The sequence below is a fragment of the Escherichia sp. HH41S genome (assembly GCF_009820115.1).
Lineage (GTDB): Bacteria > Pseudomonadota > Gammaproteobacteria > Enterobacterales > Enterobacteriaceae > Escherichia > Escherichia coli_F.
The window spans coordinates 91,584-113,884 of record NZ_VNXE01000008.1 but is presented as its reverse complement, the minus strand read 5'-3'; the positions used below and the strand labels follow the sequence as shown (position 1 = coordinate 113,884).

Sequence of the window (22,301 nt, the reverse complement as noted above, 5' to 3'; positions counted from 1 at the left end):
GCGCTCTTATCCTGTAAACAGAAAACCGTACCGGGAGAGAGGCAATGGCCCTGATTGTGGAATTTATTTGTGAGCTACCTAACGGCGTACATGCGCGTCCGGCAAGCCACGTTGAAACGCTGTGTAATACTTTTTCATCACAAATTGAGTGGCATAACCTGCGCACTGACCGCAAGGGCAACGCCAAAAGCGCCCTTGCGCTGATTGGCACCGATACGCTGGTGGGCGATAACTGCCAGTTACTGATTTCGGGGGCCGACGAGCAGGAAGCGCACCAGCGTTTAAGCCAATGGCTGCGCGATGAATTCCCCCACTGCGACGCACCGCTGGCAGAAGTAAAATCTGACGAACTGGAGCCGCTGCCGGTTTCACTGACCAACCTGAATCCGCGAATTATCCGCGCCCGCACCGTGTGCAGCGGTAGCGCAGGCGGCATTCTGACGCCGATCTCTTCTTTAGATCTCAATGCGCTGGGTAACCTCCCCGCAACCAACGGCGTTGACGCCGAGCAATCCGCGCTGGAAAACGGCCTGACACTGGTACTGAAAAATATTGAGTTTCGTCTGCTGGATAGCGACGGTGCTACCAGCGCGATTCTGGAAGCGCACCGCTCCCTGGCTGGCGATACTTCCCTGCGCGAACATTTACTGGCAGGCGTCAGCGCCGGATTAAGCTGCGCCGAAGCAATTGTCGCCAGTGCGAATCACTTTTGCGAAGAGTTCGCCCGTTCCAGCAGCAGCTACCTGCAAGAACGCGCGCTGGATGTGCGCGATGTCTGCTTCCAGTTACTCCAGCAAATCTACGGCGAGAAACGCTTTCCGGCACCGGGCAAGCTGACGCAGCCCGCCATTTGTATAGCTGATGAACTGACCCCTAGCCAGTTCCTCGAACTGGATAAAAATCACCTCAAAGGATTGTTGCTCAAAAGCGGCGGCACCACCTCACACACGGTGATCCTTGCCCGTTCGTTCAACATTCCGACGCTGGTTGGTGTGGATATTGATGCCCTTACTCCGTGGCAGCATCAAACGATTTATATCGACGGCAACGCTGGGGCGATTGTGGTTGAGCCTGGAGAAGCCGTAGCCCGTTATTATCAGCAAGAAGCCCGCGTACAGAACGCCCTTCGTGAGCAACAGCGTGTCTGGCTGACCCAACAAGCCCGTACCGCTGACGGTATCCGCATTGAAATTGCCGCTAACATCGCTCACTCCGTCGAAGCGCAGGCCGCATTCGGCAATGGTGCGGAAGGCGTTGGTTTGTTCCGCACTGAAATGCTCTATATGGATCGCACCAGTGCACCGGGCGAAAGCGAGCTGTACAACATTTTTTGTCAGGCGCTGGAGTCCGCCAACGGACGCAGCATTATTGTGCGCACTATGGATATTGGCGGTGACAAACCCGTTGATTATCTGAATATTCCCGCAGAGGCAAACCCGTTCCTCGGTTATCGCGCCGTACGTATTTATGAAGAGTACGCCTCGTTGTTTACCACGCAGCTACGATCGATCCTGCGCGCCTCCGCTCATGGCAGCCTGAAAATCATGATCCCGATGATCTCTTCAATGGAAGAGATCTTATGGGTGAAAGAAAAACTGGCGGAAGCTAAACAGCAGCTGCGTAACGAACACATTCCGTTTGATGAGAAGATCCAGCTCGGTATCATGCTTGAAGTGCCGTCAGTAATGTTCATCATCGATCAATGCTGTGAGGAGATTGATTTCTTTAGTATTGGTAGTAATGACCTGACGCAATATCTGCTGGCAGTGGATCGCGATAACGCTAAGGTAACTCGTCACTACAACAGCCTGAATCCGGCATTCTTACGAGCGCTTGATTACGCCGTGCAGGCAGTGCATCGCCAGGGCAAATGGATTGGTCTGTGCGGTGAACTGGGGGCGAAAGGTTCCGTGCTGCCGTTGCTGGTCGGTTTAGGGCTGGATGAGTTGAGCATGAGTGCACCGTCAATTCCGGCGGCGAAAGCGCGAATGGCGCAACTTGATAGCCGCGAATGCCGCCAGTTGCTCAACCAGGCAATGGCCTGCCGTACTTCGCTGGAAGTGGAACACCTGCTGGCGCAATTCCGCATGACGCAACAGGATGCACCGCTGGTCACCGCCGAGTGCATCACGCTGGAAAGCGACTGGCGCAGCAAAGAAGAAGTGCTCAAAGGCATGACCGATAACCTGCTGCTGGCGGGCCGCTGCCGCTATCCGCGTAAACTGGAAGCCGACTTGTGGGCGCGCGAGGCCGTTTTCTCTACCGGTCTGGGCTTTAGTTTTGCCATTCCCCACAGCAAATCAGAACACATTGAGCAATCCACCATCAGTGTAGCGCGTCTGCAAGCGCCGGTGCGCTGGGGCGATGATGAAGCACAATTCATCATTATGTTAACCCTTAACAAACACGCTGCCGGCGATCAGCATATGCGCATTTTCTCGCGCCTCGCTCGCCGCATCATGCACGAAGAATTCCGTAACGCGCTGGTTAACGCCGCCTCTGCCGACGCTATCGCCAGCCTGCTGCAACATGAACTGGAACTGTAAAAGGAAACATCATGGAACTGTATCTGGACACCGCTAACGTCGCAGAAGTCGAACGTCTGGCACGCATATTCCCGATTGCCGGGGTAACAACTAACCCGAGCATTATCGCGGCCAGCAAGGAGTCCATCTGGGAAGTACTGCCGCGTTTGCAAAAAGCGATTGGTGATGAGGGTATTTTGTTTGCTCAGACCATGAGTCGTGACGCGCAGGGGATGGTGGAAGAAGCGAAGCGCCTGCGCGACGCCATTCCGGGCATCGTGGTGAAAATCCCGGTGACTTCCGAAGGTCTGGCCGCCATTAAGATGCTGAAAAAAGAGGGTATTACTACACTTGGCACCGCTGTATATAGCGCCGCACAAGGGTTATTAGCCGCGCTGGCAGGGGCAAAATATGTTGCTCCGTATGTTAACCGCGTCGACGCCCAGGGCGGTGACGGCATTCGTACGGTTCAGGAGCTGCAAGCGCTGTTGGAAATGCACGCGCCAGAAAGCATGGTGCTGGCTGCCAGCTTTAAAACACCGCGTCAGGCGCTGGATTGTTTGCTGGCAGGATGTGAGTCCATCACCCTACCCTTAGATGTAGCGCAACAAATGCTCAACACTCCTGCGGTAGAGTCGGCTATAGAGAAGTTTGAGCACGACTGGAATGCCGCATTTGGCACTACTCATCTCTAAAGGAGCAATTATGGACCGCATTATTCAATCACCGGGTAAATACATCCAGGGCGCAGATGTCATTAATCGTCTGGGCGAGTACCTGAAGCCGCTGGCAGAACGCTGGTTAGTGGTGGGTGACAAATTTGTTTTAGGTTTTGCTCAATCCACTGTCGAGAAAAGCTTTAAAGATGCTGGACTGGTAGTAGAAATTGCGCCGTTTGGCGGTGAATGTTCGCAAAATGAGATCGACCGTCTGCGTGGCATCGCGGAGACTGCGCAGTGTGGCGCAATTCTCGGTATCGGTGGCGGAAAAACCCTCGATACTGCCAAAGCACTGGCACATTTCATGGGTGTTCCGGTAGCGATCGCACCGACTATTGCCTCTACCGACGCGCCGTGCAGCGCGCTGTCTGTTATCTACACCGATGATGGTGAGTTTGACCGCTATTTGCTGTTGCCAAATAACCCGAATATGGTCATTGTCGACACCAAAATCGTCGCGGGCGCACCTGCACGTCTGTTAGCGGCGGGTATCGGCGATGCGCTGGCGACCTGGTTTGAAGCGCGTGCTTGCTCTCGTAGCGGTGCGACCACAATGGCGGGCGGTGAGTGTACTCAGGCAGCGCTGGCGCTGGCTGAACTGTGCTACAACACGCTGCTGGAAGAAGGCGAAAAAGCGATGCTTGCCGCCGAACAGCATGTAGTAACTCCAGCACTGGAACGCGTGATTGAAGCGAACACCTATTTGAGCGGCGTTGGCTTTGAAAGCGGTGGGCTGGCGGCGGCGCACGCGGTGCATAACGGCCTGACTGCAATCCCTGATGCCCATCACTATTATCACGGTGAAAAAGTGGCATTCGGTACGCTGACCCAGCTGGTTCTGGAAAATGCGCCGGTGGAAGAAATCGAAACCGTAGCTGCACTTAGCCATGCGGTAGGTTTGCCAATAACGCTCGCTCAACTGGATATTAAAGAAGATGTCCCGGCGAAAATGCGAATTGTGGCAGAAGCGGCATGTGCAGAAGGTGAAACCATCCACAACATGCCTGGCGGCGCGACGCCAGATCAGGTTTACGCCGCACTGCTGGTAGCTGACCAATACGGGCAGCGTTTCCTGCAAGAGTGGGAATAACCTATGCCAAACTCCCGGCTTGTCCGGGAGTTTGAACGCAAAACTGCCTGATGCGCTACGCTTATCAGGCCTACGCAATCTCTGCAATATATTGAATTTTCGTGCTTTTGTAGGCCAGATAAGGCGTTCACGCCGCATCCGGCACTCTGTGCCAGTAATCTGAAACTCCCACGTTGTTCGGGAGTTTTTTATCCGCTTCTGGACATTTTCTCCACAGAACAATCGTTAGCCCTGAAGGTCGAATCTGTGAATATTTTTTCACGGACGAAACAGATGAAAGCTTCACTGGCGTTGTTCAGTCTTCTGACGGTATTTACCAGTTACTCCTTAAAATCTCCCGCTGTTCCACCAACCGTGGTACAAATCCAGGCCAACACCAATCTTGCCATCGCAGACGGTGCCAGACAGCAAATTGGCAGCACGCTATTTTACGATCCGGCGTATGTGCAGCTTACTTATCCTGGCGGTGATGTCCCACAAGAACGCGGTGTATGTTCCGATGTGGTGATCCGTGCTCTGCGCAGCCAGAAGGTCGATTTGCAGAAACTGGTTCACGAAGATATGGCGAAGAATTTTGCCGATTATCCGCAAAAGTGGCAGTTAAAGCGCCCGGACAGCAACATCGATCACCGTCGGGTGCCTAATCTGGAAACCTGGTTTACCCGCCACGATAAAACGCGCCCCACCAGCAAAAACGCCAGTGACTACCAAGCGGGCGATATTGTCTCCTGGCGATTAGATAATGGGCTGGCACATATTGGGGTGGTTTCAGATGGCTTCGCCCGCGACGGTACGCCGCTGGTGATACATAACATTGGCGCAGGCGCGCAGGAAGAAGACGTGCTGTTTAGTTGGCAGATGGTGGGGCACTATCGGTATTTTGCTAAATGAGCGCTCGCCCCACCTGTAAAAAATTCAGATCCTTTTTACGCTGACGGCTTCTTTTTTCTTACGGCTCACCAGCGCCAGTGCCAGCACAATCAGCACAATACCGCTGCCTTCAACCGCGCCGGGATTTTCACCGAGCAGCCACCAGGAAAAGAGTACGCCGCAAACAGGAACTGCTAACGTGCTTAGGCTGGCGATACTGGCGGGTAAGTTTTTCAATACAAACAGCCATAAACTCCAGGCCAGCGCTGTCGCCAGAATCGCACTGTAGGCCAGCGCCCAGAACACGGTGGGCTGCCAGTCAATTTCACGTTGCGGCACCAGCCAAGCGACTACGCTCATCACCAGCGCCGCATACAGCATCTGCCAGGATGTTAGCGACAATAAATCCACGCGCGGATGGCGGGCATACAGACGTTTAGCAACAATCGCGCTCGCCCCCCAACTCACACCGGAGAGGATTGCCAGCATGGCACTTTTCATCGAAGATAAATCGAGTTGCCACGGCTGCAACACCAAAAATAAGCCGAAAGCGGCAATGAGAATCGCGAAATATTGCCCGCGTCGCAGGCGTTCACCGAGAAACAACGCGGCGAAAATCACCACCCAGAATGGCATGGTATAGCTCAGGATTGCCACCTTCCCTGCTCCGCCGCTCACCAGCGCCCACTGCGCCAGGCCAACCATCCCGCAGGTTTGTAACAGGGCAATGGCTAAGGTGTATTTAAAGGGCGTCGGGCGCATGCCGCGACCGCGTAATAAAAGGACGATGAATAAAACGAGAGCGCCGAAAATGCAGCGTAAAGCGGTAAAGTCGAAGGCACCGATGTAGCTGGTGACTTGCTTCATGAAAATCCAGCTATAACTCCAGATAAGTGTGAGCACAACCAGGCCACTGATTGCCAGTGGGTTGCTCTTTCCTGCGGCAGACATGAGAGATCCAGTGTGTAGTTTTCCTGTGGACACTATACGCCGGTAAAGAAACTTCAGCGACTGCCTGAAAGACAGTCGCTGAAGAAGGTCAGATTACAGCAGGTCGAAACGGTCGAGGTTCATCACTTTCACCCATGCCGCCACGAAGTCTTTAACAAATTTCTCGTGGGCATCGCTGCTGGCGTAAACTTCCGCCACCGCACGCAGGACTGAGTTAGAACCAAAGACCAGATCCGCACGGCTGGCCGTGTATTTCACTTCGCCGGTTTCACGGTCACGGCCTTCGAACAGCTCTTTCGATTCGTCGGTCGCTTTCCACTCGTAACGCATATCCAGCAAGTTCACGAAGAAGTCATTGCTCAATACACCAACGCGGTCAGTGAAGACGCCATTTTTGCTGCCATCGAAGTTGGCACCCAGTACGCGCATCCCGCCCACCAGCGCGGTCATTTCCGGCGCGGTCAGAGTCAGTTGCTGTGCTTTATCAATCAGCAGTGACTCAGTGGTGGAAACATCCAGACGAGCGCGGTAGTTACGGAAACCGTCAGCAATCGGCTCCAACAGCTCAAACATTTCAATGTCAGTTTGATCCTGACGCGCATCAACGCGGCCCGGCGTAAACGGTACATGAATGCTCAAACCTGCGGCGCTTGCGGCTTTCTCAACGCCAACCACACCTGCCAGCACGATGATATCCGCCAGCGAAGCTTTGCCAGACTCTTTCTGAATTTTCTCCAGAACTGGCAGAGCACGAACGGCTGCGGCGTTCACATCCCAGTCGCGCTGCGGCATTAATGCCAGACGCGCACCGTTGGCACCACCACGTTTGTCGCCACCACGGAAGGTTGAAGCAGACGCCCAGGCCACCGACACCAGCTCACTAACAGACAGACCAGAATCCGCAATCGCGAATTTCAGATCGATAATGTCCTGCTCGGTCGGGTTATAGATCGCCTGCGGCAGCGGATCTTGCCAGATCAGATCTTCTTTCGGTACTTCCGGCCCGATGTAGCGAGATTTCGGCCCCATATCCCTGTGCGTCAGTTTGAACCAGGCACGGGCAAAAGCTTCGTTGAACGCCTGCGGATCGTTGAGGAAGCGACGAGAGATCTTCTCGAACTCAGGATCAAAACGCAGCGTCAGGTCGGTGACCAGCATTGTCGGTTTACGTTTCTTCGACGGATCGAACGGATCCGGGATAATTTCCGGTGCGTCTACCGCTTCGAACTGGATTGCGCCAGCCGGGCTGCGAGTCTGTACCCACTCATATTTGAACAGGTTCTCGAAGAAATAGTTGCTCCACTGGGTCGGTGTCTGGGTCCAGACCACTTCCAGACCAGAGGTGATGGCATCTGCGCCAACGCCGCTGCCGTAAGTGCTCGCCCAGCCTAAACCTTGTTCTTCAATCGGTGCAGCTTCTGGATCAGGACCTACGTTAGAAGTCGGACCGGCACCGTGGGTTTTACCCAGCGTATGACCACCCGCAATCAGCGCCACGGTTTCTTCGTCGTTCATACCCATGTTGCCGAAGGTCGCGCGGATAGCCGCAGCCGCAGAGAGCGGTTCACCGCTGTGATCCGGGCCTTCTGGGTTAACGTAAATCAGGCCCATCTCGGTTGCGCCCAGCGGTGCTTTCGCCAGCGCTTCCGGATGACGGTGAGTCAGCCAGGCTTTTTCATCACCCCAGTTAACGTCCAGATCCGGTTCCCAGACGTCTTCACGACCGGCACCAAAACCGAAGGTACGGAAGCCGGAGTTTTCCAGCGCCACGTTACCCGCGAGGATAAACAGGTCTGCCCAAGAGATTTTCTGACCATATTTCTGTTTGATTGGCCACAGCAGGCGACGCGCTTTATCGAGGCTTACGTTATCCGGCCAGGAGTTCAGCGGTGCAAAACGTTGCTGACCACGACCCGCGCCGCCGCGTCCGTCGATGGAACGGTAAGTACCCGCGCCGTGCCAGGCCATACGAATAAACAGACCGGCGTAGCTGCCCCAGTCGGCAGGCCACCACGGCTGAGATTCTGTCAGCAGGGCTTTCAGATCTTTTTTCAGGCCGTAGTAATCTAATTTGCTGAATTCTTTGCGGTAGTCAAAGTCCTCACCCAGCGGGTTAGAACGATTAGAATGTTGGTTTAACAGGTCAACACGGAGTTGATTTGGCCACCAGTCGCGCGTGGTTGTGCCCCCACCCGCGCTCTGGTCGTGACCGCCCTGATGGAACGGGCATTTGCCAGTGGCTGTCGTGTTATGGATATCGTCTGACGTGCTCATCAATGTGCTCCCCTCTACAGTGTTACCGTTACGATACACAGCGTTAGAGAGAAGTTATAATTGAATTAATCCACGGATGCGATAGTTGAGATCTTACATATTGTTGGTTAAAGAGATGTAGATCAAATTGATCGTAATTAAGCTTTTTTGATTATGTCCGATTTCGGACAAATGCTTTATAAAAAAGGTTTTAGCTTCGTATTCTTCAAGAAATGAGGGAGAAAACAAGGCTGACTACCTTATTTTCTCACTCGCATTTCGAGGCAGCATTTTGTGCTCTGTTTAAAATTTGTGATCACAGTGTGATTTTCACAAAAGGCACACTATTTATAAACCAGGACGAACACCCAGCGTATGGCAAATCGCATAACTCATTTCAGCGCGGTTAAGCGTATAGAAGTGGAAATCTTTCACTCCTTCACGGCTTAAAATCTTCACCATATCCATCGCGATATTTGCGCCCACCAGCTTGCGGGTTTCAGCATCGTCATCCAGGCCGTCGAACATTTGTGCCATCCACGCCGGAATACGCACGTTAGTCATGTCGGCAAATTTCTTCGCCTGTTTAAAGTTAGATACCGGCAAAATGCCCGGAATAATTTCCACATCAATGCCTGCCGAGACGCAGCGATCGCGAAAACGCAGGTAGCTTTCAACATCGAAGAAGAACTGAGTAATGGCGCGGTTGGCTCCGGCATCCACTTTTCGTTTCAGGTTAAGCAAATCTGCCTGGGCGCTTTTCGCTTCCGGATGCACTTCCGGATACGCCGCCACGGAGATATCGAAATCCGCGACCTCTTTTAACAACGTCACCAGGTCAGAAGCATACATTTCTGGCTTACCACTTCCCGGCGGCAGGTCGCCACGCAGCGCCACGATATGGCGAATACCGTTGTTCCAGTAGTCGCGTGCAATGGTGCGCAGCTCGTCGGGCGTCGCATCAATACAGGTAAGATGTGGTGCTGCTTCCAGACCAGTGCGATCTTTAATGCCTTTAATAATGCTGTGCGTACGGTCGCGCTCGCCGGAGTTCGCGCCATAGGTCACCGATACAAACTTCGGTTTCAGACTGCTAAGGCGATCGATGGAGTTCCACAGGGTCTGCTCCATTTCACTGGTACGCGGCGGGAAAAACTCGAACGAAACGTTAATCTGCCCCTGGACTTCTGCCAGACTCTGATTCAGGGCATCCCGCTGGCTGGCGTGAAAAAAGCTCATACCTTACCTCATCAATCGCTTGTAGTTATATGTTGTGTTGTGCACATCTATCCGTTTAGACGTCCAGATGTAAAGATGAAGGAAAAGCTGAAGGGCGTCAACCGAAAAATGACCAATGATGGTGAGGAAAAATCAGGGAAGATGAAAAAAACTCATCTTAATTAGAGGTAATAAAGAGATTTCTTTATAGCGCAATCAACCTCACTCGTTTTGACTGATATACAGGCAACACAACGGCACCTGTTCTCATTCGAAAAACAACGCCCTGCCACCAGATGGTGATGCTAAAGCATCTGATTCGGCCTGCGCTCTCGTGTAGGCCGAATACAGAATCTGCGAAATCAACTGGTAACAAACAGTAGAGTCAACTCAATACGTACTTTTACTTGATATCTTTCACGCGCATACCGTTGATCTGTTCATCCGTGATGGTGTTACCCGCTTTAAAGTAATCAACCACCGCGTGATAAACGTAATAACCGCCCGTCGTATTGCGCGCTTTACCCTCGGTAAACGCGGTAAAACCATCTCCACCATCAGCAAGGAAACTCTGAGTAGCAATGTGGTAAACCGTCGCATCTTCAATCGGTTTGCCATTCAGCGTCAGCGAGATAACCCGCTGACCAACCGGCTTGCTGCTGTCGTACTTCATTTCCAGGCCTTTCGATACCTGTAAAACGCCATTACTTAAACTTGCGCCGTGTTCCATCAAACCGCGTAATTGTTTCCCTGTGAGATCCATCGTCACCAGTTCGTTGGGAAACGGGAAGGTACTGATGACGCCGCCCATCGTAATCGCCCCTGCGGGGATCTCATTGCGAATACCGCCAGAGTTGGTTAAAGCCAATTGAGTGTTTTTACCCGCCGCTACCAGTAAAGCGTCCGCCGCCAGGTTCCCCAGGGATGCCGATTCACCATAGGCACGTTTTAATTCAACTGGCGATTGCGCCACCGTTTGCTGCACGACTTCATCCAGCTTTTTATTCCAACTATCAATCACCTGTTTTGTTTGCGCATCGGGCTTCCACTCGTCGGCGTAAAGGGTTTTAAGCTCGAAGTTTTTCACCGTAAAAGTGTGCGGTTTCTCTTTGTAGTCGAGAACCAGTTTACCCACATCAATCCCTCCGCTGTCAGTGGAAAGGATGAGCGTATTGCCGACTTTAATCGGTTCCGGCGTACCCACATGTGCATGTCCGGTGATCAAAATATCCAGCCCTTTCACCTGACTTGCCGTCTGAATATCTTTATCCAGTGCGCGACGCACATCTGTGCCTCCCATACTGGACTGGCGGGCCGGAACACCTTCGTGAATCAGCGCAACGGTCAAATCAACCTTGCCTTTGAGTTCATCGATATAACGTTGTAGCCATTTAATTTCATCACGCGCCTCAATACCCACTCGCGTTGCCGCAGATACCGTATCATTAAAGGCAAATACACCGTGCAAACCTATAACACCAATTTTCACGCCGTCTTTTTCAATGATGGTATAGGGCTTATCCCAGAATGATTTACTGCTGTTCTGATAAAAAACATTACCCTGCACAATCGGGAATTTTGCCTGACTCAACTGTAATAGGGTGTTGTCCCAGCCGTGATCAAATTCATGATTCCCTATAGTGACAGCATCGAACGGCATGGTATTCATAATATCGATAATAGCTTTGCCTTTGGTCAGGCTACTGATATATGGCCCGGTAAAATAGTCACCCGCATCAAAAAACCAGGTCGCTTTGTTTTTAGCTTTTTCTTGTTTAACAAGCGTAGTGATATTTGCCCAGCCGCCAATATCTCGTTTACCGTCAGCAATCCACGGCACTTTATAAGGCTCTACATGTGCATGGAGGTCGTTGGTATAAATGATGGTGACATCTTTGGCGCAAGCCCAAAACGGCAGTGTTAATGCGATACCCGCAGCAAGCATTTTAATTTTCATAAACAATCCCTTCCAGTGAGATAAAGGATTGCTACATTACGTTCTGAAAGGCTTTTTTATGTGAGAATACTCACATCCAGAGGCGATAACTGTAGGACAAAATCAACGACCTTATGAAATCGTTGGTGATATATGTCAAATCTGTTTGCGATTAATGTCTGTAAAACGTTCGGTTGTCGAAATTTGGGATTGGCCTCATCGGAAGATTACAGTTGGCCAGACTATAAACTGGGTTTTCCGGCACTGCACTGCCAGGCATGCGGAAGTTACCCCCCTTTGTTTGATGAACAACAATTTCGTGACTGGTTGTCAGTTCACATGACTGCGTGTGCCATAGAAACAGGGCATTTTTGTCCATCATGCTATTGTAAAGAAAAGATTTTTTATGGCCACAACCCGCAGGGAACACAACGCGTTCAATGCCGTTCATGCAAAAAAGTCTGGACTCCGAAACAGCAGCCAGCAAGAGAAATTACGTATCCCCAGTCCATTGAAACCGTTCAACTGTTCATGCCCTTTCAAGGAGCCAGCGCAGTACAAAAGCTCTATGTTTTAGTCAGTCTTGACGCCACTCGTGGCAACATCCTTCATCTCTCCACGAATTATACGCAACATCAGACAGGAGACAGTCTGCGGTACAGTTACAGAGGCAATACAGAACCAACTGAGCACCATAGCGATATTGTGCAGAGGGTAGATATGCGTGAAGCGCAATTCTTGCGCCGGAGCCAGTTCGATGAAATTCAGTATGGCAGTGCTGTGCTCAAGCGCAACGGCAAGGGAGCCATACTACGCCCGGTTATCACGGCACACGGGCATTTCAGAATACTGAAAATCCGCTTTCCACATGTCAAAACGCATATCATTTCACACGAATGTTTTCTGAGAGGCGCAATTATTACAGCCTGGGCAGATCAGTTCCGCCAACAACAAGGCGAACTTTGGTTCGTAGAAGAAGAAATCAGCGACCGTAACGCTGATATTCCCTGGCATTTTCAGGGAACGACATACCATGGTTGGTGGCAAAATCAGTGGCAACGCTGGGGGCAGGGGAATAACAGCAAGATGGTCTGCCTGCTCACAGGAGTCTCCTTAGAAAGGGGCGCAAATGTTTCTCTGGCAACCAGTCGTTGCTTTATCACATGGCTGACAGACCAACACGACTTTACCCAAAGCGCGTTATTATCCGCAGGTCGCGTAACGAAAATGCTGACCTCACTGGCGTTAAAATACAATGAATCGCTCACTCCATCTTGTTAGTCAATACACTCGACAAACGACCATAAATTAATGGGATCACTATTTCTCATTTAATTAAATATATGAATGTATGACTTAAAAATATAATCACAGTCAATGTTTAATTAATAACATTATTTGTTACTAAGATCACATAATACTTTCCTGACCTATGCTTACATAAAAATAAGACACGGTGTTCCTTTTATTTAAATAATTCAACCAATGTAACAACCCCTATCAAGGAGGGATGATGAGAACTGTATTTACGACTTTATCAGTCATATTCAGCGTGATGTTTTCTCACAGTATACTAGCTCAGGACGTTACTATTTATTATACGAATGATATTCACGCACATGTCAATCCGGCAAAAATTCCCGCTGTTGATAAGAACAGACTTGTAGGTGGTATGGCTAATATTGCAGGCATCGTTAATGAAGCGAAGAAAAAAAACAAAGATGTCTTTTTCTTTGATGCAGGCGACTATTTTACCGGTCCGTATATCAGTACCCTGACCAAAGGTGAAGCTATTATTGATATCATGAACACCATGCCCTTTGATGCGGTGTCCGTTGGTAATCACGAGTTCGATCACGGCGTGCCCAATATGGTATCTCAGTTATCAAAAGCAAAATTCCCCATTCTGCTGGGAAATATTTACTACACCGATACAAATAAACCAGTTTGGGATCATCCGTGGACCATTATCGAAAAAGATGGTTTAAAGATTGGTGTGATTGGATTGCATGGTGCATTCGCTTTCTATGATACAGTCGCGGCAAAAGCACGTGAAGGCGTAGAAGCCAGAGACGAAATTAAATATTTAAATAAAGCACTTGCAGAATTAAAAGGTAAAGTCGACATTACCGTTTTGCTAATTCACGAAGGTGTTCCGGCGCGTCAATCAAGCTTTGGTAGTAAAGATGTGGAGCGGCTACTACAGGCAGATATTGAGACAGCTAAAAAAGTGAATGGCGTTGATGTCTTAATTACCGGTCACGCACATGTCGGAACACCGCAACCAATAAAAGTTAATAACACATTAATTGTATCTACCGATGCATACGGCACCGACATCGGAAAACTTGTGCTTGATTACAATCCGAAAACAAAGAAAATTGATAGTTATAATGGTGAGTTAATCACCATCTTTGCAGATCAATTTAAACCTGACACCATCGTTCAAAATACTATCGATAAATGGAGCATAAAGCTTAACAAAATAACACAGGAAGTTGTCGGCCATTCTCCCGTAGTTTTAACACGTGAGTATGGCAGTTCTTCTTCTACCGGTAACCTTATTCTAGATGCAATGATGGAAAAAACACCTGATGCCATTGCCGGATTTCAAAATAGCGGTGGGATGCGAGCTGATTTTCCTAAAGGTGATATCACACTGGGAGATGTTATTAGCACATTCCCCTTTAATAATGACCTCATCGAGATGGATTTGACGGGCCGCGATCTCAAATCATTGATGACGCATGCAACCAATCTAACTAACGGTGTGTTACAGGTTTCAAAAAGCGTTGCGGTTGTCTATGACAGCAAAAAACCACTCAACCAACGGTTAATCTCTTTCACCATTAACGGCAAACCCGTGGAAGATAATCAAACATATCGTATTGCCACGCACTCCTTTTGTGCCAGTGGTGGTGACGGTTTTGAAGCATTTTTGAATGGAAAAAATGTGAAGACGATACCGGGAACAACCTCGGCGGAATCTATCATCGATTATTTCAAAAATCATAAACCTGTCACCCCAGACTTAACTAAACGAGTCATGGACGTCGCCAAATAAAATATCATTTATCAGTCTATTTATTTAACAAGGAATGCGAATGAAAACAGTGCAGCGTACTTTACTTGCCGCAACATTGCTGACTATTTTTTCGGTCTCGGTCATGGCGCAGGATGTCACGATTATTTATACAAATGATCTTCACGCTCATGTGGATTCTTATAAAGTGCCGTATATCGCAGACGGAAAACGCGACATTGGCGGCTTTGCCAATATATCTACTTTAGTAAAACAAGAGAAAGCGAAAAATAAAGCCACCTTTTATTTTGATGCTGGAGACTATTTCACCGGCCCTTATATCAGCAGTCTAACAAAGGGCGAAGCAATAATTGACATTATGAATACCATGCCTTTTGACGCAGTATCAATCGGTAATCATGAGTTTGACCATGGCTGGGATAATGCCCTGCGACAATTAAGCAAAGCGAATTTTCCTGTTTTATTGGGCAATGTTTATCATAAAAAGAGTGAGAACCCCTTCTGGAACAAGCCCTACACCATCCTGGAAAAAGATGGCATCAAGATTGGTATTATTGGGCTACACGGCGTATTTGCATTTAATGATACGGTCTCGGAGCTCTCTCTCCAGGGACTCGATAATGACAATAATAACCGCTTTGATAAATCTTCCGAGACCCTTAAGAATCAGGGGATTGAAGCACGTGATGAAGTGAAGTATTTGCAGCATTATATCGACGAGTTACGTGATAAGGTTGACCTCACTGTGGCGCTGGTTCATGAAGGCGTTCCGGCGCGTCAGTCCAGCATTGGCAATACAGATGTTAGACGCGCTCTTGATAAAGATATTCAAACCGCTAGCAAGGTGAAAGGATTGGATATTCTGATTACCGGGCATGCCCACGTCGGAACGCCAGAACCAATCAAAGTCGGCAACACCTTAATCCTTTCGACTGATAGTGGCGGTATCGATATTGGTAAATTAGTCCTTGATGTCAACCCTACAGCTCGTACCCATAAAATGAAGAGCTTTGAGCTGAAAACAGTTTATGCCGATGAATGGATACCCGATCCAACGACACAAAAAGTTATCAATGGCTGGAATAAAAAACTGGCGGATATTGTACGCCAACCAGTGGGTGAATCATCGATTGCATTAACTCGCGCCTATGGTGAGTCATCGCAACTAGGCAACCTGTTTACCGATGCAATGCTTGTCGCTGCTCCGACTGCACAGATTGCATTGATAAACTCCGGCAGCTTACGTGCGGATATAAATGCAGGCACGATTACCTTTGGCGACATTACCAGTACATTCCCCTTCAAGAATGAACTTACTGAAATGGATCTCAGCGGTAAGGATCTGCGTAACCTACTGGAACACGGGGCATCGCTTACCAATGGCATCCTGCAAATGTCAAAAGGCGCAGAAATGCGCTATACCCCGCAGAAACCAGTAGGTCAGCGCATAGTATCTTTTAAAATTAATGGTGAAGAGATCGTTGATACGAATATTTACCATGTTGCAACAACGACTTTCCTTGCACTGGGGGGCGATGGTTTTCTGGCATTCAAAGAAGGGAAAAATGTTCAGGTCCGCGCCGGAAATAATATGTCCGATGTCGTGATCGATTATTTGAAGAAAGGCCACAAGATTACGCCTGCACAGATAAATGAAATGCGGGTGGACGTTAGCAAATAATAAAAAAATTATAATGCCATTCATTCACTGAATGGCATTATTTTCTCTAAATCAACAATAGATAATGAGATATATTTATGTGTATAAAAAAGCACGGGATAGCTTTATCGATTCTATTAATACCTTGCATTGGAAACGCTCAGGAAATTAAAAGTGAGGAAGGCTGGTTACATCAAAGCTTGAATGTCATTGGTCGCACAGACTCTCGCTTTGGCCCAAGGCTGACTAACGACCTCTACCCTGAATATACTGTAGCAGGAAGAAAAGACTGGTTTGATTTTTATGGTTATGTTGATCTACCAAAATTCTTTGGCGTCGGCAGTCACTATGATGTTGGGATCTGGGATGAGGGCTCACCACTATTTACGGAAATAGAACCTCGGTTTTCCATTGACAAATTCACCGGATTAAATCTTGCGTTCGGCCCTTTTAAAGAATGGTTCATTGCAAACAACTATGTCTATGATATGGGTGACAACCAGTCATCCCGGCAAAGTACATGGTATATGGGGCTTGGTACAGATATCGACACGGGTCTACCAATTAAGCTTTCTGCCAATATATACGCCAAGTATCAGTGGCAAAACTATGGTGCCGCTAATGAAAATGAATGGGACGGATATCGATTCAAAATAAAATATAGCATTCCTCTTACCCATTTATTCGGAGGGCGATTGGTATACAATAGTTTTACTAACTTTGATTTTGGCTCCGATCTTGCGGACAAATCACACAATAATAAACGAACCAGTAATGCTATTGCTTCAAGCCATATCCTTTCCCTGCTATATGAACACTGGAAATTTGCATTTACACTACGTTATTTTCACAACGGTGGACAATGGAATGCTGGGGAGAAAGTTAACTTCGGAGATGGTCCATTTGAATTAAAAAACACAGGATGGGGAACCTATACTACTATTGGTTATCAATTTTAAATCAGGTGATGTTTTAGATATTTTTACTTAATGCCATTTTGTAATTGTCATAAATAACTTCACCATTCACACTGTGAATTCATCGCTCAACACAAAAGCCCCCTTATTACCGGGGCACTGACCAAAGGCAAAATGACAATCAATCACCACCTCCGCAGGAGGTGGTTTAGAGGTGACAACAAAAGCTGGCAACTGCCAGCTTTTGTTCAATAATCACTACAACAACTGCGCCAGACGGTTAATATCCGACTGAATCGCCCCGGCGGTGACGTCGCGCCCTGCACCTGGCCCGCGGATCACCAGCGGGTTGTCGCGATACCAGCGGCTTTCGATGGCAAAGACGTTATCGCACGGTAGTAGTGATGCCAGCGGATGGTCTTCACGCACCGCTTCCACGCCCACTCGCGCTTTGCCGTTGGCATCGAAACGCGCCACGTAGCGCAACACCAGCCCCATTTCACGGGCCGCTTCCAACCGTTGTACCATCTGCTCATTAAGTTCATCGCCATTTTCAAAGAAATGGTCGATGCTTCCACCTTCGCAATGGGTTGGCACCAGTGATTCAACACGCACCTGGTCCGGTTCAATGTTGTAACCCGCTTCACGCGCCAGAATCACCAGCTTGCGCATCACATCTTTGCCGGAGAGGTCATCACGCGGGTCAGGTTCAGTTAAGCCCTGCTGCCACGCCTGATCCACCAGCTCAGTAAACGGCACGCTACCGTCGAATTGCAGGAACAGCCAGGAGAGCGTGCCGGAGAAGATCCCGCTGATCGACAAAATAGTGTCGCCGCTGTCGATCAGATCGCGCACGGTATGGTTGATCGGCAAACCTGCGCCGACGGTGGCGTTGTATAGCCAGTGACGCCCGGTTTTTTCGAACGCGTCGTGGATCTGGCGATATTTATTGCTGTCGCTCGCTCCCGCCAGTTTGTTGGCACTGATGACGTGAAAACCGTGGCTGGCGAAATCGAGGTATTGATCGGCCAGTTGCTGACTGGCGGTAACGTCCAGCACCACTAAATCATCATACGGATGGGCACGCATCCACAGGAACAGCGACTCTTCATCCTGCTCGACGGCTTCATCATTAAAGAAGGCTAGCGCGCGGCTGGCGTCCAGCCCGTCATAGCTCAACAGGCTACGGCGGCTATCTACCACGCCTGCCAGCACAAATTCAAAGCCGGTGCGCGCCGAGAGTGTACTCTGCTCACGGGCGAACAGTTCCAGCCAGCGGGAACCGATATTGCCCTTACCGAACAGCACCAGGCCAATGCGTTTTTCTGCGCGGAAGACGGACTGATGCAGACCCTGAATCAGGCTCTCGGTTGGGCCGGTACGCAGCACGGCCACCAGGCTGATGCCCTCTTCCGATTGCCAGGTAAACTCGACCGGCTGGCCTTTCAGTTGTTGCCAGAAGCGGTGGCAATGCAGCGGGTTACGGGTGACGCCCGCCCCAACCATCGCCACCAGCGCCAACCCCTGACGCAGGCGCAGTTCGCCAGGTAATCCTGCTTCGTCGAGGATTTTCAGCGCACTATCGGCCACTTCCGAGGTGTAGCAAAATTGCAGCAACTGGCGATCGTTATGCACGCCAACCGCCAGTGGGCGCACCTGAGCACGTTTCAGGATTTGGTCGATCTCTTTATGCGCCAGTTTGAAATCCTGACTGGCGGGCACCTGAAACTCAATCAAACAGACATCATCGTGGCTGGTGACAATACGCGCGCCCGTACCGGAAGCCAGCACGCGTTCAATGCGCGTGGAACCTTGATCCGGTGTATAGCTACAGCGCAGCTGCAGGTCGATTTCGCTGCCAGAAACTGGCTGTAAAGTACGCGCGTGCAACACTGGCGCGGCAAGACGCGCCAGTTCACTGGCTTCATCAAGACGCAGCAATGGCAGCAGGCAGGCGTCTTTCACTTTACGCGGGTCGGCACTATATACCCCGGCGACATCGCTCCAGATGGTTACGCGGGAAACCCCCGCCAGCGCACCGATTTGTGTCGCGGAATAGTCGGAACCGTTACGCCCCAGCAGCACCGTTTCACCGGCGTTGTTACGGCTGATAAACCCGGTCACCACCAGACGTTTGCCCGGATGTTGTACCAGTAGCTGTTGCAGCAACGGGTAAGAAAGCCCTTCATCAACCTGCGGCTGCGCGGCGCGTTCAGCGCGTAAAAACTCGCGGGCATCAAGCCAGGCCGCTGGCAGCCCTTGTTGATTAAGTACCGCAGACATCAGGCGCGCCGACCACACTTCACCGTGGCCCACCACTTCCGCATACACCGCATCGTTAATACCGCTGTCGAGCAGCGCCGCCAGGCGTTCCAGATCGCTGACAAAAGCGCTAATGAGGCTATCGGCTTCTTCAGCGGGTAGCAGGCCGCTAATCAGATCGCACTGATAGCGACGCAGCGTTTGTTGAACCTGATGCGCAGAGAGACGATCGGTCTGGCTTAGTTTCAACCAGTTAATCAACTGGTTAGTGGTGCTACCGGCGGCGGAAACCACCATCATATCGTCAGGCTGAGAGTACTCCGCCATAATGCCCGCGACACGCAAATAACACTTCACATCAGCCAGACTACTGCCACCAAATTTATGCAGTTGACGACCTTTCGCCCCTGCCTGCGCAATCACACTCATTTTTACCCCTTGTTTGCAGCCCGGAAGCCATTTTCCAGGTCGGCAATTAAATCTTCGCCATCTTCAATACCGGTGGAGATACGCAGCAGCGTCTCGGAGATCCCGGCGGCAGCACGCGCTTCTGGTGCCATGCCTGCATGTGTCATGGTTGCGGCGTGAGAGATTAAACTTTCCACTCCCCCTAATGATTCCGCCAGCGTAAACAACGACAACCCGCCCAGGAAACGACGCAGCGTCTGCTCATCGCCATCCAGTTCAAAACTCAACATTGCGCCAAAGCCTTTTTGCTGGCGCGCGGCAATTTCATGCCCCTGATTTTCCGGCAGCGACGGGTGATACAGTTTTTTCACCAACGGCTGGGTTTGCAGATATTTCACAATCGCCTGCGCGTTGCGCTGCGCCAGCTCCATACGCGGCACCAGCGTTCGCAACCCGCGTAGCAGCAGATAGCTGTCAAACGCGCCGCCCGTCACACCAATATTGTTTGCCCACCAGGCCAGTTCGGTGACAACGTCCGGGTCTTTAGCAATCACCACGCCAGCCACTACATCTGAGTGACCGTTCAGATATTTCGTGCATGAATGCAACACCAGATCGGCACCTAATGCCAGTGGATTTTGTAATGCCGGGCTTAAGAAGGTGTTATCCACCACGCTCACCGCCCCGACTTCCCTTGCCAGATGGCAGATTTTCGCAATATCCACGACGCGTAACAATGGATTACTTGGGCTTTCTACCAGTACCAGTTTGGGTTTTTCTGCCAGCGCTGCCCGTAATGCTTGTTCATCGCCTTGATCAACAAACAACACGCGATAGCAACCGCGTTTCGCCAGGCTGTCGAACAGGCGATAGCTACCGCCGTAGCAGTCGTGCGGCGCAACCAGCAGATCGCCAGGTTGCAAAAAGACGGTCGTTACCAGGTGGATGGCAGACATGCCGGTATTAGTCAGCACTGCACCAGCACCGCCTTCCAGTTCTGCCAGCGCACGCTGAACCACATCGCGCGTTGGGTTGCCGCGCCGCGAGTAATCATGCGCGCGCGGTTCATTAAATCCGATAAAGTTATAGGTGCTGGAAAGATGGATGGGAGGGACAACGCAACCATACTGTTCGTCGTCATTTAACCCGCTACGCACTGCGATGGTGGCCTGTTTACGCGTCATGTGATGAAGTTCCCTGGGCTTTGTCGGTGAAATGTCAGGCACCAGAGTAAACATTGTGTTAATGGACGTCAATACATCTGGACATCTAAACTTCTTTGCGTATAGATTGAGCAAATCCCAAATAGCCGTTAAAATTATATGCATTATCACGCCGACAGGTGCATTACACGATGTCACGGTAACGCCTGTACGGTAAACTATGCGGGTTTACGGTCAGTACCCACATAAATTGTGTGGTCTGGTCTCAATTTATTGACGAAGAGGATTAAGTATCTCATGGCTGAATGGAGCGGCGAATATATCAGCCCATACGCTGAGCACGGCAAGAAGAGTGAACAAGTCAAAAAGATTACGGTTTCCATTCCTCTTAAGGTGTTAAAAATCCTCACCGATGAACGCACGCGTCGTCAGGTGAACAACCTGCGTCACGCTACCAACAGCGAGCTGCTGTGCGAAGCGTTTCTGCATGCCTTTACCGGGCAACCTCTGCCGGATGATGCCGACCTGCGTAAAGAGCGCAGCGACGAAATCCCGGAAGCGGCAAAAGAGATCATGCGTGAGATGGGGATTAACCCGGAAACGTGGGAATACTAAAGCGGAAAAGAGCGGCGCGGAGTTAACCAGCCGCTTTTTTCATACATGGACGTTTAACTATGAAATACAGGCTACTGATCCTCAGCATGCTGGTTTCTGTGCCTGCCCTTGCCTGGCAGCCGCAAACTGGCGACATCATCTTTCAAATCTCTCGCTCATCGCAAAGTAAAGCGATCCAACTGGCGACCCATTCCGATTACAGCCACACCGGTATGCTGGTGATGCGTAACAAAAAGCCCTACGTTTTTGAAGCGGTCGGCCCGGTGAAATACACCCCGCTCAAGCAGTGGATCGCCCATGGTGAAAAGGGCAAATACGTTGTTCGCCGCGTTGAAGGCGGACTGAGTGTTGAACAACAGCAAAAACTGGCGCAAACGGCAAAACGTTATCTCGGCAAACCGTACGATTTCAGCTTCTCGTGGAGCGACGATCGCCAGTACTGTTCGGAAGTAGTGTGGAAGGTTTACCAGAATGCGCTGGGGATGCGCGTGGGTGAACAGCAAAAACTGAAAGAGTTCGATCTCAGCAACCCGCTAGTTCAGGCGAAGCTCAAAGAACGTTACGGGAAAAATATTCCGCTTGAGGAAACGGTGGTCTCGCCACAAGCCATTTTCGATGCGCCACAACTCACCACGGTTGCCAAAGAATGGCCGCTGTTTTCGTGGTAATGG

General features: G+C 50.3%; 15 protein-coding genes and 1 pseudogene. 10 read left to right on the top strand and 6 right to left on the bottom strand.

Annotated elements, in window-relative coordinates:
* The first annotated feature begins 44 nt into the window (after positions 1 to 44).
* The 4 genes from ptsP to FQZ95_RS02500 all read left to right on the top strand — a co-directional run bounded on the left by ptsP (position 45) and on the right by FQZ95_RS02500 (position 5,225).
* Complete coding sequence (gene ptsP / locus FQZ95_RS02515) at positions 45 to 2,546, top strand: phosphoenolpyruvate--protein phosphotransferase (protein ID WP_160529851.1); 2,502 nt, start codon at positions 45 to 47, stop codon at positions 2,544 to 2,546.
* A gap of 11 nt (positions 2,547 to 2,557) precedes the next feature.
* Positions 2,558 to 3,220: a fructose-6-phosphate aldolase gene (gene fsa, locus FQZ95_RS02510; RefSeq protein ID WP_000424845.1), complete on the top strand. Its 663-nt coding sequence runs from the start codon at positions 2,558 to 2,560 to the stop codon at positions 3,218 to 3,220.
* A 10-nt stretch (positions 3,221 to 3,230) separates the two neighbouring features.
* Positions 3,231 to 4,334, top strand: coding sequence for a bifunctional L-1,2-propanediol dehydrogenase/glycerol dehydrogenase (gene gldA / locus FQZ95_RS02505; RefSeq protein WP_105288461.1), 1,104 nt, complete (start codon positions 3,231 to 3,233; stop codon positions 4,332 to 4,334).
* A gap of 273 nt (positions 4,335 to 4,607) precedes the next feature.
* Complete coding sequence (locus FQZ95_RS02500; protein ID WP_105288460.1) at positions 4,608 to 5,225, top strand: DUF1287 domain-containing protein; 618 nt, start codon at positions 4,608 to 4,610, stop codon at positions 5,223 to 5,225.
* A gap of 24 nt (positions 5,226 to 5,249) precedes the next feature.
* Here the strand turns inward: FQZ95_RS02500 and yijE are convergent, their stop codons facing one another.
* The 4 genes from yijE to FQZ95_RS02480 form a co-directional block, all read right to left on the bottom strand.
* Positions 5,250 to 6,155 (bottom strand): cystine transporter YijE, encoded by a 906-nt coding sequence (yijE, locus tag FQZ95_RS02495; RefSeq protein ID WP_105288459.1) that lies wholly within the window; start codon positions 6,153 to 6,155, stop codon positions 5,250 to 5,252.
* Between the two features lie 93 nt (positions 6,156 to 6,248).
* Positions 6,249 to 8,429 (bottom strand): catalase/peroxidase HPI, encoded by a 2,181-nt coding sequence (gene katG, locus FQZ95_RS02490; RefSeq protein ID WP_105288458.1) that lies wholly within the window; start codon positions 8,427 to 8,429, stop codon positions 6,249 to 6,251.
* Positions 8,430 to 8,756: 327 nt separating this feature from the next.
* Positions 8,757 to 9,647 (bottom strand): methylenetetrahydrofolate reductase, encoded by an 891-nt coding sequence (gene metF / locus FQZ95_RS02485; protein WP_000007523.1) that lies wholly within the window; start codon positions 9,645 to 9,647, stop codon positions 8,757 to 8,759.
* A 382-nt stretch (positions 9,648 to 10,029) separates the two neighbouring features.
* Complete coding sequence (locus FQZ95_RS02480) at positions 10,030 to 11,583, bottom strand: bifunctional metallophosphatase/5'-nucleotidase (RefSeq protein ID WP_160529850.1); 1,554 nt, start codon at positions 11,581 to 11,583, stop codon at positions 10,030 to 10,032.
* A 132-nt stretch (positions 11,584 to 11,715) separates the two neighbouring features.
* Between FQZ95_RS02480 and FQZ95_RS02475 the strand changes: the two genes are divergently transcribed.
* From FQZ95_RS02475 to FQZ95_RS02460, 4 genes and pseudogenes are all read left to right on the top strand, one after another.
* Positions 11,716 to 12,843: a hypothetical protein gene (locus FQZ95_RS02475; RefSeq protein ID WP_000067197.1), complete on the top strand. Its 1,128-nt coding sequence runs from the start codon at positions 11,716 to 11,718 to the stop codon at positions 12,841 to 12,843.
* Between the two features lie 232 nt (positions 12,844 to 13,075).
* Positions 13,076 to 14,626, top strand: a complete 1,551-nt coding sequence (locus tag FQZ95_RS02470; protein ID WP_001261170.1) for a bifunctional metallophosphatase/5'-nucleotidase — start codon at positions 13,076 to 13,078, stop codon at positions 14,624 to 14,626.
* Between the two features lie 40 nt (positions 14,627 to 14,666).
* Entirely contained in the window at positions 14,667 to 16,286 is a 1,620-nt protein-coding gene (locus FQZ95_RS02465; protein ID WP_160529849.1) for a bifunctional metallophosphatase/5'-nucleotidase, read from the top strand.
* Positions 16,287 to 16,363: 77 nt separating this feature from the next.
* Positions 16,364 to 17,209, top strand: a pseudogene (locus FQZ95_RS02460) (nucleoside-specific channel-forming protein Tsx); the annotation flags it as partial.
* Between the two features lie 231 nt (positions 17,210 to 17,440).
* Here FQZ95_RS02460 and metL read toward each other — a convergent pair.
* Positions 17,441 to 19,873, bottom strand: coding sequence for a bifunctional aspartate kinase/homoserine dehydrogenase II (metL, locus tag FQZ95_RS02455; RefSeq protein WP_160529847.1), 2,433 nt, complete (start codon positions 19,871 to 19,873; stop codon positions 17,441 to 17,443).
* Between the two features lie 2 nt (positions 19,874 to 19,875).
* Positions 19,876 to 21,036 carry a cystathionine gamma-synthase gene (metB, locus tag FQZ95_RS02450; RefSeq protein ID WP_160529846.1) on the bottom strand — a complete coding sequence of 387 codons (1,161 nt, stop codon included), beginning with the start codon at positions 21,034 to 21,036 and terminating at the stop codon, positions 19,876 to 19,878.
* A 276-nt stretch (positions 21,037 to 21,312) separates the two neighbouring features.
* On the opposite strand from metB, the gene metJ reads away from it, so the two are divergent.
* Entirely contained in the window at positions 21,313 to 21,630 is a 318-nt protein-coding gene (gene metJ / locus FQZ95_RS02445; RefSeq protein WP_000852812.1) for a met regulon transcriptional regulator MetJ, read from the top strand.
* 59 nt (positions 21,631 to 21,689) lie between these two features.
* Positions 21,690 to 22,298 (top strand): YiiX family permuted papain-like enzyme, encoded by a 609-nt coding sequence (locus FQZ95_RS02440; protein ID WP_160529845.1) that lies wholly within the window; start codon positions 21,690 to 21,692, stop codon positions 22,296 to 22,298.
* The last annotated feature ends 3 nt before the right edge of the window (positions 22,299 to 22,301 follow it).

Coding starts and splice junctions, on each gene's coding strand:
- ptsP (WP_160529851.1), top strand. CDS start 45: ATGGCCCTGATTGTGGAATTTATTTGTGAGCTACCTAACGGCGTACAT.
- fsa (WP_000424845.1), top strand. CDS start 2,558: ATGGAACTGTATCTGGACACCGCTAACGTCGCAGAAGTCGAACGTCTG.
- gldA (WP_105288461.1), top strand. CDS start 3,231: ATGGACCGCATTATTCAATCACCGGGTAAATACATCCAGGGCGCAGAT.
- FQZ95_RS02500 (WP_105288460.1), top strand. CDS start 4,608: ATGAAAGCTTCACTGGCGTTGTTCAGTCTTCTGACGGTATTTACCAGT.
- yijE (WP_105288459.1), bottom strand. CDS start 6,155: ATGTCTGCCGCAGGAAAGAGCAACCCACTGGCAATCAGTGGCCTGGTT.
- katG (WP_105288458.1), bottom strand. CDS start 8,429: ATGAGCACGTCAGACGATATCCATAACACGACAGCCACTGGCAAATGC.
- metF (WP_000007523.1), bottom strand. CDS start 9,647: ATGAGCTTTTTTCACGCCAGCCAGCGGGATGCCCTGAATCAGAGTCTG.
- FQZ95_RS02480 (WP_160529850.1), bottom strand. CDS start 11,583: ATGAAAATTAAAATGCTTGCTGCGGGTATCGCATTAACACTGCCGTTT.
- FQZ95_RS02475 (WP_000067197.1), top strand. CDS start 11,716: ATGTCAAATCTGTTTGCGATTAATGTCTGTAAAACGTTCGGTTGTCGA.
- FQZ95_RS02470 (WP_001261170.1), top strand. CDS start 13,076: ATGAGAACTGTATTTACGACTTTATCAGTCATATTCAGCGTGATGTTT.
- FQZ95_RS02465 (WP_160529849.1), top strand. CDS start 14,667: ATGAAAACAGTGCAGCGTACTTTACTTGCCGCAACATTGCTGACTATT.
- metL (WP_160529847.1), bottom strand. CDS start 19,873: ATGAGTGTGATTGCGCAGGCAGGGGCGAAAGGTCGTCAACTGCATAAA.
- metB (WP_160529846.1), bottom strand. CDS start 21,036: ATGACGCGTAAACAGGCCACCATCGCAGTGCGTAGCGGGTTAAATGAC.
- metJ (WP_000852812.1), top strand. CDS start 21,313: ATGGCTGAATGGAGCGGCGAATATATCAGCCCATACGCTGAGCACGGC.
- FQZ95_RS02440 (WP_160529845.1), top strand. CDS start 21,690: ATGAAATACAGGCTACTGATCCTCAGCATGCTGGTTTCTGTGCCTGCC.